General features: G+C 49.4%; 11 protein-coding genes. All 11 read left to right on the forward strand.

Annotated elements, in window-relative coordinates:
* Nucleotides 1-2260, forward strand: a 2260-nt coding sequence (locus AC4FIC_RS11755; RefSeq protein WP_476195070.1) for a coiled-coil domain-containing protein, incomplete at its 5' end; no start/stop codon positions are given.
* 291 nt (nt 2261-2551) lie between these two features.
* Entirely contained in the window at nt 2552-3040 is a 489-nt protein-coding gene (gene greB, locus AC4FIC_RS11760; protein WP_287420566.1) for a transcription elongation factor GreB, read from the forward strand.
* Nucleotides 3041-3416: 376 nt separating this feature from the next.
* Nucleotides 3417-3884, forward strand: coding sequence for a toxin-activating lysine-acyltransferase (locus AC4FIC_RS11765; RefSeq protein ID WP_100257915.1), 468 nt, complete (start codon nt 3417-3419; stop codon nt 3882-3884).
* Nucleotides 3884-4396: a toxin-activating lysine-acyltransferase gene (locus AC4FIC_RS11770; protein ID WP_158524379.1), complete on the forward strand. Its 513-nt coding sequence runs from the start codon at nt 3884-3886 to the stop codon at nt 4394-4396. The genes AC4FIC_RS11765 and AC4FIC_RS11770 overlap by 1 nt, the downstream gene beginning before the upstream one ends.
* 107 nt (nt 4397-4503) lie before the next feature.
* The gene (locus tag AC4FIC_RS11775) at nt 4504-4866 is read left to right on the forward strand and encodes a hypothetical protein (protein ID WP_100257913.1); all 363 of its coding nucleotides are present in this window, start codon (nt 4504-4506) and stop codon (nt 4864-4866) included.
* A gap of 483 nt (nt 4867-5349) precedes the next feature.
* Nucleotides 5350-6015, forward strand: coding sequence for a hypothetical protein (locus AC4FIC_RS11780; protein ID WP_490359417.1), 666 nt, complete (start codon nt 5350-5352; stop codon nt 6013-6015).
* A 6-nt stretch (nt 6016-6021) separates the two neighbouring features.
* Nucleotides 6022-7611, forward strand: a complete 1590-nt coding sequence (locus AC4FIC_RS11785; RefSeq protein WP_490359418.1) for a peptidase domain-containing ABC transporter — start codon at nt 6022-6024, stop codon at nt 7609-7611.
* The gene (locus tag AC4FIC_RS11790) at nt 7601-8941 is read left to right on the forward strand and encodes a putative HlyD family type I secretion protein (RefSeq protein ID WP_100257910.1); all 1341 of its coding nucleotides are present in this window, start codon (nt 7601-7603) and stop codon (nt 8939-8941) included. Before AC4FIC_RS11785 ends, AC4FIC_RS11790 begins: the two co-directional genes overlap by 11 nt.
* The gene (locus tag AC4FIC_RS11795) at nt 8941-10389 is read left to right on the forward strand and encodes a TolC family protein (protein WP_100257909.1); all 1449 of its coding nucleotides are present in this window, start codon (nt 8941-8943) and stop codon (nt 10387-10389) included. The genes AC4FIC_RS11790 and AC4FIC_RS11795 overlap by 1 nt, the downstream gene beginning before the upstream one ends.
* Before the next feature lie 44 nt (nt 10390-10433).
* Nucleotides 10434-11534, forward strand: coding sequence for a cupin-like domain-containing protein (locus AC4FIC_RS11800; RefSeq protein WP_158524378.1), 1101 nt, complete (start codon nt 10434-10436; stop codon nt 11532-11534).
* Between the two features lie 41 nt (nt 11535-11575).
* Nucleotides 11576-12919 carry a M3 family metallopeptidase gene (locus AC4FIC_RS11805; protein WP_100257907.1) on the forward strand — a complete coding sequence of 448 codons (1344 nt, stop codon included), beginning with the start codon at nt 11576-11578 and terminating at the stop codon, nt 12917-12919.
* Nucleotides 12920-13280: the final 361 nt, after the last annotated feature.

Consider the following 13280-nt stretch of genomic DNA (forward strand, 5'->3'; position numbering starts at 1 on the left):
AGCGCTGACCCAGGCCGAGACGCTAACTCTGGCAGAAGCGGAAATTGTAACGCAGGCACAGAACGCTGTGACCCAGGCGGACGTTTTAGCGCTGGCCCAGAGTGAGATTTTAGCGCAGGCCGATATTCTCGCGCAGGCCGAAACGGAGACTCAAGTCCAGGCCGAGATATTGGCGCAAGCCGAACAGGCTTTAACGCGGGCCCAAGCTGCGCAGTCGCAGTCGGAAGCGCGAGCGCTGACCCAGGCCGAGACGCTAACTCTGGCAGAAGCGGAAATTGTAACGCAGTCTGAAATTGCCCTCAGCCAGGCGGCAATTCTTGCGCAGGCCCAGAGTGAGATTTTAGCGCAGGCGGAAATGTTGGTGTTAGCCGAAACGAAGATTCAGGCCCATGCAAAGACGCGAGCGCTAGAGGAAGATTCTCGGGCGCTGGCGGTGATAGAAGCACGCGCACTGGCTGACGCTGAGGCGGAGATTATAGCGCAGGCAGAAGTTTTGACGCAGGCGGAGGAGGCTTTGGTAATAGCTCAAGAGGCGCTGGCACTGGCTCAGACTGAGAAGGCGCTGGCTGATACGCAGTCGTTAGAGTGGACCGCAACACTAGCCGAAGCGCAGACGCTAAATGATGAGAAAACATTAGCGTTGGTTAACGCGAAGAAGCTCGCCCTGGCCGAGGCGGAGACCTTGGCGCAGGCGCAGGCAGAGATCCTCGCGCTGGCGGAACAGGTGCTGGCCGAAGCGGAAACGTTGGCGCAGGTTGAGAGATCACTGTCTCTGGCGAAGTCAGACAAGTTACAGTCGGAGGCCCAGGCTGAGAAGCTGGCCCTAGCCGAGGCGCAGACACTGGCCCAGACGGTGCAGGCCTTAGTTGAGGCCAAGTCGCTGGCGGAAACGCAGACGCAGGCATTGGCGCAGGCGCAGGCACAGTCGGAGACTGAGGCCCTTACGCTGGCGCTGGCCGAGAATAGTTTGGCGCAGGCGCAGGCGCAGGCTTTAACCCAGGCGGATATTCTGGCCGAGGCTGAGACGCAAGCCGTAACCCAAGCTGAGATCCTGGCAGAGGCCGAGCAGGCGTTGATTGCGGCGGAGACGCTGGCTTATACACAGGCGGAGACGCTGCTCCAAGTCGAGAGCGAACTCGCGGAGGCAAATGCATTAGTGGAAGCGCAAGCAGAAGCCGAAACGCAGGCGCAGGCGCAGGCCGAAATTCTCGCCCAGGCGGAGCTGCTTGCCAGGGCCGAGGCGGAGAATTTGGCGCAGGCCGAGCAAGCATTGGCGGACGCAGAAGCCCAAGCTTTGGCCGAGGCCCTAGCCTTAGCCGAGGCCGAACAAGTGCTAGCAGCTTCTGAGTCGGAGAAGGCGTTGGCCGAGTCGGAGACCAGGGCCCAAGCGGAAATGCTCGCGCAATCTGAGGAATTGGCACTGGCCCAGGCAGATATTTTAGCCCAAGCAGAGCAAGCTCTGGCCCAGAGCGAGGCCCTGGCCGAGGCTCAAACAGAGAAACTGGCCCAGGCGGAGCAGGCTCTGGCCCAGGCGCTGGCGGAGATGGCACAATTGCAACAGGCACTGTCCCAAGCGCAGACTGAGCCAGAGAAGCTGGCGCAGGCTGAACTTTTAACGCAGGCGGAGCAGGCCTTGGCATTGGCCCAAGCGGATAAGGGCCAAGCAGAACAGGCACTGGCACGGGCTAAGACTGAGCAGGCCGAGGCCGAGGCTCAAGCCTTGACGCATGCGGAGACGCTGGCGGACGCGAAGACATTAGCACTGGCTGAGGCTGAAAAATTGGCGCAGACCGAGCAAGCGTTGGCGCAGGCGCAGGCGCAGAACGAGGCGGCAGCGACACAGGCAGAATCACAAGCTGAGACGTTGGCGCAGACGGAAAACGCATTGGTAGCTGCTGAAACGCAGGCCCAAGATCAGGCGGAGCTGTTAGCGCAGGCGGAGACCCTGGCGCAGGCCGAAGAGGAAGCTCTGGCGCAAGCGGAGATCGCGTTAGCGGAGGCGGATATGCTAGCCCAGGCAGAAAAATCGTTGGCCGAAGCCGAGGCACAGATTCTGGCGCAAGCGGAGACGCTAGCGCTGTTCCAGGCGGAACTGCTCGCACAAGCCCAGATTCTGACGCAGGCCGAGGCAAAGATTTTAACGCAGGCTGATACCTTGGCCCAGGCCGAGCTCTTGGGGCTTGGGGATGGCCAAGACGATTCGCCTGTAACGGAAGATGCATTGGCGACACCAGCACTCGTCAACGAACCAAGCGACTAGGTTGACCCTATATGGCCGTCGTTAGTCCAGGCGGCCATTAACAGGGCGAAAACTCCATCAATTGCAGTTCGCATAGGTCGACTCATTGATGGTGCAGCCCCTACTCATTAACACAATAAGACGACATTGGTCGCTATGCCCCTTCCTAGTTAGACCCCCTCACGCGTTACAGCCTTGGTCAAATTCAGTTTTAGCTTGCGCTCACCCTCTGGAATGGCAGAATCAATCGTCATCATCTGTCATTGTTCCGTACCATGGCTCCGAAAGCTAAGCATTAATGAAGGTCCCAGCATGAGTACCAAACTGATTACCCGAGCCGGCCATGTGCAATTGCAGGCGGAATTGCATCAGCTGTGGAAAGTCGAACGACCCGATGTCACTCTTAAAGTGACCTGGGCTGCCAGTCTGGGCGACCGCAGCGAAAACGCCGACTACCAATACAACAAGAAACGCCTGCGCGAGATCGATCGACGGGTGCGCTACCTAACCAAGAGCTTGGAGCTGTTGCGTATTGTCGACTACGTTCCGGAACAGGAGGGTCGGGTTTTTTTCGGTGCTTGGGTGCAGGTTGAGAATGAGGCCGGCGAGCAGCTACGTTTTCGCGTGGTCGGGTACGATGAGATTTTTGGCCGTAAAGACTATATCTCGATCGACAGCCCAATGGCCCGGGCGTTGCTGAAAAAACAGGTCGATGATGAGGTACCTGTGGTTACCGGCGCGGGTACCGTAACCTGGTTGATCAACGCCATCGAGTACGACAAGTTGTCGAATCCCGCCTAGCCCTTCTCACGCTTACCGCGCACTATCTCGCGCACCACAAAACCATTCGGATTGAGCTGGTCGGCCACGCTCTGCTGGTAGGTGATTTGAGGTGCTGTTACGGTTCACTTTGGTTCTGTGACTGCGTTTTTTAACACTATTTGATGGAGCCGTAAACGACCCAAAAGTATAGAAATAATAGGTAAATAACGCCGTTAGGCGTTGCGGGGTATTTTATTTTAGATTGATACTTAAATTATTTTTATAATAATAAACGCTTTAATCGTAATTATTTTGTTTACAGCTTAGAATAAAATTTGTTATTGTTTTTTCAGTCGGCAGAGTGTTATCAAGGATTGGTAGCGCGGGACTTTTTTACAGCGAGGGATAGCTTTATATGAGACAAACCATCCAAAGTCAGCTGCCAATCTGCGAGCTAAAATATTCTAACCAGCTTTCAGCTTTCCAAGTCATCGGCATCGTGACCGATCTTGCCAATTATCACAGCCAATACGGCGAACAGTCTGTTTTCGATTTTATCTCTCGGTTGACACCAATGCTGGAAACAGGGCAAGCAAAAATATTCTTCGATGATGAGCATCGCCCTTATGGTTATGCAAGCTGGGTCTTGATACCTGAAAACATACACCAATCCATGTTGGCCGGTGAAGGAAGTGAAGCTGAATTAGCGGCATATTTCTCCGAAACTACCGGAGATCGATTGTGGTTCTTCGATTTTCTGTGCCCGTTTTGCACTCCATTAATGATGTTCCAATGGCTTAAGCAGGAATTAGCTTGCCATACCAACGCCTACTTAGGGCGGTATGCATCAGGAAGCGGTAATGCGGTAAGGAGGTTATGGTAATGAGTTCACTAAACAGGCAAGAATCAACCCCGTTTGCCATCGGATTCCATGAAGCGCTGGGTACAATGATGTGGCTAATGAAGCATGCGGACTACCACAGTCAATGGCCTCTATGGAGTGTAGATCAGGACGTCGTGCCGGCCCTAGTGTATGGGCAATATAAGCTATACTTTGACGAGCATTATAATCCAGTCGGATTCGCATCCTGGGCATGGCTGGACAAAGACTCCAAACAACAGGTACTTGCCAATAAAATACCTTTGCAAGTGGAACAGTGGAACGGTGGTAGGCATTTGATGTTTGGCGATTTTATAGCCCCATGGGGACATGCCAAATTTATTCTGAGAGACTTGCGAACCCAAGTGTTTCCCGAGTACAAAGCGTTCAGTCTTGGCCGACATCAGGATGGTAGCATCCGGAAGGTCTATCACTGGAAGGGCTCTCTCTTTACAGATGGCGTCACAAGTGAACAAAGGAGTATCAACAAAAAACTGTGGGCCCAAACAGGCTGACAGAAAAAGAATTCAGCGAGCACGCTCTACCAAAAACCGTGCTCGCCGAATGCCCCCTTAGGGGTTTTATAAACCCAAAAAACATTAGTCAATAAGGAAATAAGAGTATGTCAAACGTTTATAAGCAACTCAACTGTTTCGATGGAATCGCTGGTGCGGCCTTTGGTGGCGGTAGCGGCAGTGGTTCCTCAAAAAAGAAAAAGAAGAAAAATAACGAGCAAGTCTATATCGGTGGCCATGTTGGGTATGTGAGCAAAACGCCGACCTCTCAAGATCGGAATGATCAAGGGGCTATTTTAAATAAAAGTAAATTCAAAGCGGAAGGGGGGGGCTGTACAACAGAAAACGAAGTGGCCTTTTCCGCCGGCGTAGTTGGGGTATTTGCTGTTAATCCGTATGTTACCGTCCCGGCAGCTGTTGTGGGCACTTTGGCCGCTTCCAAATCTTTTCATGAATGTGGTGGTTTCTAGAAACTTTAGCGGCCCTGTCAGAGGGTCGCTTTCTATGTGTATAGGGTTATTATGAAATACAGGTACTTAAAATATACTTTACCATTAGCTTTTTTGCCGATATATCGTTTTGATCGTTCCGAACTATCCCAATTTTGGGATGTGATTTTCTTGTTTTGCTTGCTTCTTAGTGGATTCGTTTTAGGATATAAGGTCGATAAGGACTTCAAGGAGTTAGAGGGGAGAGGAAGTAAATTTAGAAAAAATGAAAAGATAGATAAGTCAGAGTAAGGTATTTTTGGATTATACAAAATAGCCTTTAGGCGAATAATGAAATTTTCGATGAGTTTTTCTTGGTGGTCGATTGTTTTAAATGCATCGCTTAGAGGATATTTTATTTTATAACAGACTTTTTTGAATGCAGGCAATTAAGAAAATCTATATTTTTAGTTGCCACTGGTAGAATTGCAAGAATTTAGTTGTGGGCTCAAAAAAGGAAGCAGAATGTTAGCATCGAAAGCACCGGTAAAAATCAAGGAAGGCTCACTCTTTCAGTTTGAAGAGGCATTTCGACTGTTGAACCAATCGGACAGTATTATCCTTGTGCTTTCTCAGTCTATCATAGAGGGATATATAGCTTCTAGCTTGGTTCTAAAAAAAATCAACACGCTTAAAGATTTGCGATGTTCGTGGAAAAAAATCGATTCCATTCCCAAGTCCCTTAAAGCCCAAACGGTTTGGGTAGTCTTTTCAGATGAAGGTGATACGTATCTCGTAAAGAAACTGGGTGGAAATAGGTTTCGATTGTCTACCTATGATCACAGCGGTGTGGAGGTAGAAACCTATGAAGACGCGTTGGGTAACCTTACTAAAGACCTAGGCCTTACATCGTCAGGCCTTGTTATCGAGCCAGTCCAGAAAACATCAAAATCTGAAACCTCAACCAGCTATGTGCTACGGCACTTTTTGATTCAAAAATCCACAGCCAAGGTTATTATTAGCATATCGCTGGTCATTGCGCTGTTGGGCTTGGCAACCCCTCTCGGGTTTCAGACGTTCACCGATAAAATTCTTCCATATTCCGCTCAAGGATCCTTGCTTGTGGTTGTCGCTCTATTGCTTCTGGCCGCAATCGCTACTAGCGTATTTCAGTGTTTCCGTGATTACTAGGAAAGCATTCTATTTGCAAAGTATCAGAACGGTCTTGGCAAGGAGGTATTCAGTCGACTATTGTCGATGAATGTCCCTTACTTCGATAGCCAGAAAGTCGGCGACTTGACCAAGCTGGTCGATCAAATCGAAGAGGCTTCAAACTTCCTGGTTCGACAATTACTCTCGTCTGTTATATCCATTTTGTCTCTGTTAGTCGTTTTGCCTTTTCTGTTCTTTTATAGTCCAATGCTCTCTTTCATCGTAATTGGCATCGGTCTATTAATGGCTTTGACAGTTGGTGTTTCGCTTAAACCGTTACGTGATCGAGTTCAAAAAGCCTACACCTACGACGCTTCATATCAATCCACTCTAATCGAAATGGTTAAGGGCATGCGCACTATCAAATCCTTAGCAAACGAGTCACACTTCAGGCACAAAATAAATATTTGCCTAGAAACAAACCTCTATGGTGGCTTCCATATCGCACGGCTTGGTCATATAGTTCGAGCCATTGTAAACTTTCAAAGTCAATTAATAACCATCGCGGTTATCTTCTTTGGTGCCCAAGCGGTATTTGCAAGCGAGATGACCATCGGGCAGTTGATCGCCTTTAACATGATGGCTGGCAATGTTGTTTCCCCGCTGATCTCGCTGGTTATGACGGCTAGTGGCTGGGAAACCTTTAAACTCGCTAAAAAGCGCTTGGAGGAACTCCAGCCGCCAGAGCCGATCGCTTTGTCGGTTTCGGGCGATGATCTCGACTTGAATGGCCCCATCGAATTCGAAGATGTCTGGTTTCAATACCCAGTCATCACTTCCGAAGAATTTCAACAACCCAATCAATATGTTCTGAAGGGCATTAACCTGACTATCCAGTCGAACGAGATCATAGGAATCGTGGGAGGCAGTGGCTCCGGTAAATCGACCCTAGTCAATTTGCTGCTTGGTTTTTATAAGCCCACGAGCGGAAAAATCAAGATCAATGGCTACAATATCGACCAAATTCCGCCCGAGGTGCTCAGGGCACGTATCTCCTCCGTTCAGCAAACAAGCTTCCTGTTCAATACGTCGGTACTTGAAAACGTTCATTTAGGTCGACTGAACTCTACCGTGGCCGATATACATCAGGCCCTTGAGGCATCCGGCAGCTCAAGCTTCGTTGATGACATGTCACAAAAGTTTCTGACCCAGTTGAGCGAAGATGGCGGCAACCTTTCCGGTGGTCAGCGCCAACGCCTAGCGATCGCACGTGCTTTGGTTCGTAAAAGCGATATTCTATTGTTCGACGAGGCCACTAGTGCCCTGGACAACCGAACAGAGGAAACTATTAAGGAAACCATCTACCAAGCCTGCCAAGACAAAACCGGCATTATCATTGCTCACCGATTAAATACACTTTCTTATTGTAATCGCATAGTGGTAATGCAAGCTGGCGAAATTGAAGTGGTCGGAACACACCAGGAGTTACTCAAGGGCGAGAACAGTTACCAGGCGATGTGGGATGCCATGCTCAAACGGGATTCAGCGCTAGACCGTCTAGCATTACAAGCCGGTCAGCCCATAACCAATGCCTTAACGCCTGGCTCGGACCGGGAGCTCGGCGATGCGTTATAGCTTTAGCGAAATACACACCCTGAACTTGCTCAACGATAACTCGGAGTTCAGTAAGCGCTTCAAAACGCCGGGCGACCTCAAGATCATGATACTTATTATACTGTTGGTCATTGTGACTGCGGTAATCTGCGCCTCATTTTTTAAAGTAGATAAAATTGTACCCGCTCAGGGCGTTCTGGAAACCCGGGCCAAACTTTTTGAAGTGCGCGCACCTCTGCAGGGTTTTGTGAAATCTATCCACGTAAAAGAGGGCATGTATGTCGAGCCTGGGGATACTCTGGTTACCTTCGACACGGAACAGATGGATCGAGAACTGGAGCGCTTTGAACAGGAATTGATGACCCTGAGCCGTTCCGTCTGGACGGACTTTTACCAGATTGATGATTGGCTGGAAGAAGCTACTCAGACTGCACTGAGGAGCAAACTAGCCTCAATCCCTAACCCGGTCGACCCGATGGGCTTTCGCAGTTACCTCGAACGGGCTCTAGGTGACTCCCTTGCGTCCTTAGATCAATCCTTCCGTGGCATTGAAACCCGTTATACCAATCTGGAACGTCAGATCCGTTTGCTTGATGAGACTATTGCAATGGAGCATCGCGACTTAGCACGTTTCAAGAGGTTGAGGGACCAGGGCATAGAAAGTAGCAGTAAGGTTGACCAGCAGGAACTTCGGTTACTGGAATTGCAGTCAAACCGGGCAAGTCTGGACTCCGATCTGGCCAATACGAGTACTGAGCAGGACAAACTCGTGGTCGAGCGGAATAAACTGAAGGATGACTTTATTCTTGAGCGCTTGGTGAGGCTTCAGGACCAACTGGATCAGTTTAGCCAGGCTCAAAGTCGTTTGGCTAGTAAGCAGCGAGAACGAAACGATATGAATGTGCGTGCGCCATTCGCAGCCATAGTCGATGAAGTATTGGCTCGGGGCGAGCACGAAGTCATGGACGGCGGCATGGCACTTCTAAAACTCCGCCCTCGTTTTGACCAAGAAGACTTACAAATCGAGATCCAGATTCCTTCCAACTATGCCATCTGGGTAGAACCGGGTATGGAGTTCCGTGCCAGCTCACTCGGAAGTAACCCGGACGACCATGGGCGCCTGCACGGAACTATAGGGTTTGTTTCAGAATCGTCGGAAGTCGTAGAGGGTAATCGGATATACCGTATGACCGGCACGATAACCCTGTTAGAAGTCAATAACCCCGAGACCTTTCTGCGGCCAGGCTTGCAGTTAAGGGTGGAAATAAAAGCCGGTGAACGACGCTTGATCAACTATTTATTCGATCCGTTCACCAAATATTTCCGAACAGCTTTGAGTGAACCCTCCTAATGGCGAACGAGAAATGGATAAAGCAAGCAGCATGGATTCAGTTGGTTATGATTTCTGGTTTAATGCCGCTGGCTAACGTTAAGGCTGAAACCCCCGAGACACTGGACTTGAGAGCTTACCTGGAAGCAACGTTGCAGTATCATTTAGAGCAGCATGAGTATCATGTGCTGGACCAGGCGGAACGACTCAGTCTTGAGGATGGCCAGCGCTACTTCTGGCCCAAGATAACAGCGCGTTCGAGTTACGACGAAGTCACATCTGAAACCTTTACTGTGCCAACCAGCCGTAACGTCCTCAGTGGAATTACCACAGGCCTGGACACTAGCTGGACCTCTTGGTTGGGCACTGACATAACTTTGGGGCTGGAGCATAAGTATGGCCGTCAACTTGGCAAGGTGAGTCAGGGGATCCCTGAAGACAAATTGCAGGTAGATAATTTCAGCATTGAAATCTCTCAGCCATTGCTGAAACACAATAGCCCATTTTACAACCGTTTACCCTTGCTTCGGGCTCAAAAACAGTGGCAGCTATACCATATCAATGGTGAACTGGGTCGGCTGGCCTTGCTAAGAAGCGCCATGCTCGATTACCTGAAAGTTCAGGAGTCCTATGATCGACTCCAGATTCAGAAAAACAGATTGAAACACATTCAATCCGTTGGCGATTCGGTCAGTGTTCTGGTTGAAGAGGGTCGTAGCCTCCCCATCGACCGAGACCTGGCACAACTGGATGTACGTCGCCAAGAGCAATCCATAGCCAGCGCTCGTCAAGTCGTTCATCAAAACCAATACGCCTTGACACTCCCCTGGGTAAGTAGTGACAACATTCAGGTCGTGCCGCTGACCTCTTTGACTGTTCTTATCGACTGGTTGCTGCCGGTTTTAGATGAGTTGCCGCTTGCTAACCATCATCCAGAGTACCGCAAGCAGCAACTGAACCTGGAAGGCGCGCAACTGGAGGAGAGGGCCCGTCAGCGCGACCATTGGCCTGAGTTGAGCGCTTACTACCGCTTTGAAAAAGACTTCCGAGAGAGATTACCAGATGAAGAAAACCAATCCTGGGGGCTTCGCTTCAGCTACGATTTTTTTGACCTTAAGACTCGCGAAGATCAAGCGCGCCTGGGCGCTGAGGCCTCTATAGCACGCAGGAATGCTGAAGATCAATTGAAACGCCTGAATTGGGAAGCCAATCGGCTCCGTCAATCTTCGGAAGCCAGCCTCGCTGAACTCGAACTGGACAATCAGGTTGTAGAGTTAAGTCAGCGCGCCGTAGCGTATGAATTAGCTAGATACTCAGAAGGCTTGGCCAGCTATGACGATGTTCGAAATCGCCAGCTGGACCTTCTCGATCGACAATTGAGTGCACAGGATACCAGCGCAAAACTGGCTCGGGAGTTGATTGAGCTGGCCTACAACCATCAATGGGATTGGCTGAACCGCCTGCCTTGAACGAAGAAAGCCACTGCGAACCCGACAAGAACAGGACATACACCATGACACAACCAACCATTATATATTGCTCAGCCGCCGAAGAACTTGCTGAACTTATCCGCCATGGCTTCGAAAATCCGGAAGGTATCTCAGGCCGGGTGTTGTTCCATATTTGCGCAGAAGAGCTAGCTCATCCATTGGCCATAGTGTTCACGGATTCCGAACTCGACATCCGATACGAATGGCTTGAGCAACCCGATGCTACCTTGACACTTCCCCTAGCCACGGCCGAACACATCGCCAGTAACATCACCGAGGTAGACTTTCGCGACCCGGAAATCGTTGGCAAGATCCATTTGGATGGTGATGTGGGCCTAATCAATCATATTGTAAAGTCTCTGTTGCGCCCCTCACAAGACACACTTGAACGCTTTGATCTGGCTGAACATTTGGTATCGGATGCCTACAACCTAGTTGAGGTGCCGCGATTTACAAATCCTTCCGAGTTGGAAATACTTGAATCCCTCGCCTTGGGGCAGCCGATGATCATTACCCACTTAGAAATGCCTGAATCCCATCATCGTTGGTCGCTGCAACGGCTAGTCGCTGAATATGGTGATGTCCCATTACGTGTTCGGTCGGCGACTCACAAAGAGACCGTTGCCGAATTCATAGAACGACTGACTTCTGTAGATACCAAAAGCCAGCCAATCATCGAGGGGCATACCAAGGCCTACACAGAAGGCTGTTCCTTACCAGAGCCGATGCACAAAGACTTTCTGCCTAATTACTTCAGTAGGGATGACTATATTGAGCCCCAGATCTGGTTAGGCGCCGTGCCTGTGAATGTGCCTGCTAGTAGCCTCCATCATGATCCCCTCGATGGTTTTCTGTACCAGATTATGGGGCGCAAGAAGTTTGTGCTCTACCCGCCGAGCCAAGCATCTAATCTTTATCCGATGAAAGCGTACAATCACTACCAAGCCTGTTGGGTTAAACCCGAAGCTCCCGATTTGGAGCGTTTTCCTGATTTCGCACAAGCTCGTGGAATAGAAGTCGTTCTAAAGCCGGGTGAATTACTGGTTCAACCTGCTGGGTGGTTTCATGCTGTGTACTGCCTTGATTCACCCACCTTTTCAGTGAGCTATTTTTTAAGACACTAGGCGTATTCAGTACCCCGGTAAATAAGACAAGAGTGAAAAAAATGGGTTTAACGACAGTAGATGGCGACCAATGGAGCTTGAATCTGATTGAGTTATTTTTAAAATCCTCTTCACAAAAAAATTGGCAAGATAGTGTAAGCGTTGAGATAACTGCGTTGGAGTTGGGACTGCCTAGTCAATCCAGTGAGGAAAGGTTTCAATTGTTGATGCGTCTGGACCATAAAATTGGCAGCGTGTGGAGTGCGATAAATCTTTTCAGCTTACAGCTATCAGAACATTCCGTTGATTCAGATATGGAGTTCTGGCTCATTAAAGTCAGTCGAAAATTAGTCGATCAAATGGAAGAGTTTTGTCATTCCATTTCAGGTCATAATGCCTTTGTACCGGATATAATTAGGCTTTGGGCTGAGTTGCTACAAGTGGAAAGGCAATTCACTAACCTTAAAAATTCATACAGAGATATTGGCAAAGGCTCGGCATCTTCATCAAGTGGACTATTAGAACGGCGTCAAATAGACCCTGAAGCCAATGCTTTTCATATTCGCTTGAAGCAAAACGGCCTAAACCAGAGTAGTGCCGAATTTACAGAAGAGCACGCAAATGAAAGTCGCGCTTACTTTGACTCACTTTTATTAGAACTGGGTGCGAGATCAGCTTGGCTTTCAGATATCCGTCAGTTTGAAATGGATCAGTTCCGTATTTGTGAACTGGATTGGCGAGATGCATTGGAATTGGTTTGCTCATCTTTTAAGTTCATTCACCTACTGTGCGAGACATATCTGAACGATATCATCAAAAACCAACACATTAGATTCCTGAAAGAACAAAACCAGCCAGACATGTGCGTTGACACTCCTTTTGGAAGCTTTGTTCAACTGTACTTTGATGGAAGCCTCAACGGCTTGGTCAGATTGGTCCATGAATTAGGACACGCTATACACCAAAGGCTGCATCGGGAGTCAACTATGGGTGTTATTCCGCTAACCGAGGTTGTCAGTGAGACCTGGGCCATGGCGTTTGAAAACAGATTTCTGGAGCATCTGCGTACCTGTTGCCCCGAGTGGGTGGCTCAGGTTGATGCCTTTCGAGGGTTTCAACGGATTGAGATGAGTAATAGACACCGAATGCTCACACGGTTCGAACACTCTTTGCATGCAAAACAAATCCAAAATGAAGCCGACATTGATGAATTATGGCTGCAAGTTAACCATCGATTTTATGGGCCTAATATTCATTTCGAAACTGAATTTCAGTCTGCATGGAAGGACGTTGGACATATATTTATTGCACCTTTCTATCTCTCCGTTTATGCCGAAGCAAAGGAACGCGCCGATTTGTGTGATCTTAGCTCTATGATTCAGGCTTATTGTTCTAAAAGGAACTGACATGTGGATATCCATATCGATCGTGATCTCTCAGTGTCATTAAGCGTGAACATCATTATTACGTTGGCGCGAATACTATTATATTAAAGCGTTGAAGCGAGAATTAAGCCGAAAGATCGCGCATTGGCGCAAACCGCGGCCATCCTGGTGCCCCAAAAAAGCCTAGGCTAGTCAAGGCAACGGTGAAGACGATTCAGGGTGATCGGACACCGAGCAACGCTTATGAGCCTGGTGAGCGAGGGGCCTGAAAAGTGGCGCTCGGCAGTCCAAAGTCTGCGCCATCTTGGGTATTAGCTCTGAGCACACCCCGCCTAGCCCTTCTCGCGCTTACCGCGCACTATCTCGCGCACCACAAAACGAT

The sequence above is a fragment of the Reinekea sp. genome (genome assembly GCF_982785585.1).

Excerpts from the sequence above, each read along its gene's own strand:
- greB (WP_287420566.1), top strand. The coding sequence starts at position 2,552 with ATGAGTACCAAACTGATTACCCGAGCCGGCCATGTGCAATTGCAGGCG.
- AC4FIC_RS11765 (WP_100257915.1), top strand. The coding sequence starts at position 3,417 with ATGAGACAAACCATCCAAAGTCAGCTGCCAATCTGCGAGCTAAAATAT.
- AC4FIC_RS11770 (WP_158524379.1), top strand. The coding sequence starts at position 3,884 with ATGAGTTCACTAAACAGGCAAGAATCAACCCCGTTTGCCATCGGATTC.
- AC4FIC_RS11775 (WP_100257913.1), top strand. The coding sequence starts at position 4,504 with ATGTCAAACGTTTATAAGCAACTCAACTGTTTCGATGGAATCGCTGGT.
- AC4FIC_RS11780 (WP_490359417.1), top strand. The coding sequence starts at position 5,350 with ATGTTAGCATCGAAAGCACCGGTAAAAATCAAGGAAGGCTCACTCTTT.
- AC4FIC_RS11790 (WP_100257910.1), top strand. The coding sequence starts at position 7,601 with ATGCGTTATAGCTTTAGCGAAATACACACCCTGAACTTGCTCAACGAT.
- AC4FIC_RS11795 (WP_100257909.1), top strand. The coding sequence starts at position 8,941 with ATGGCGAACGAGAAATGGATAAAGCAAGCAGCATGGATTCAGTTGGTT.
- AC4FIC_RS11800 (WP_158524378.1), top strand. The coding sequence starts at position 10,434 with ATGACACAACCAACCATTATATATTGCTCAGCCGCCGAAGAACTTGCT.
- AC4FIC_RS11805 (WP_100257907.1), top strand. The coding sequence starts at position 11,576 with ATGGGTTTAACGACAGTAGATGGCGACCAATGGAGCTTGAATCTGATT.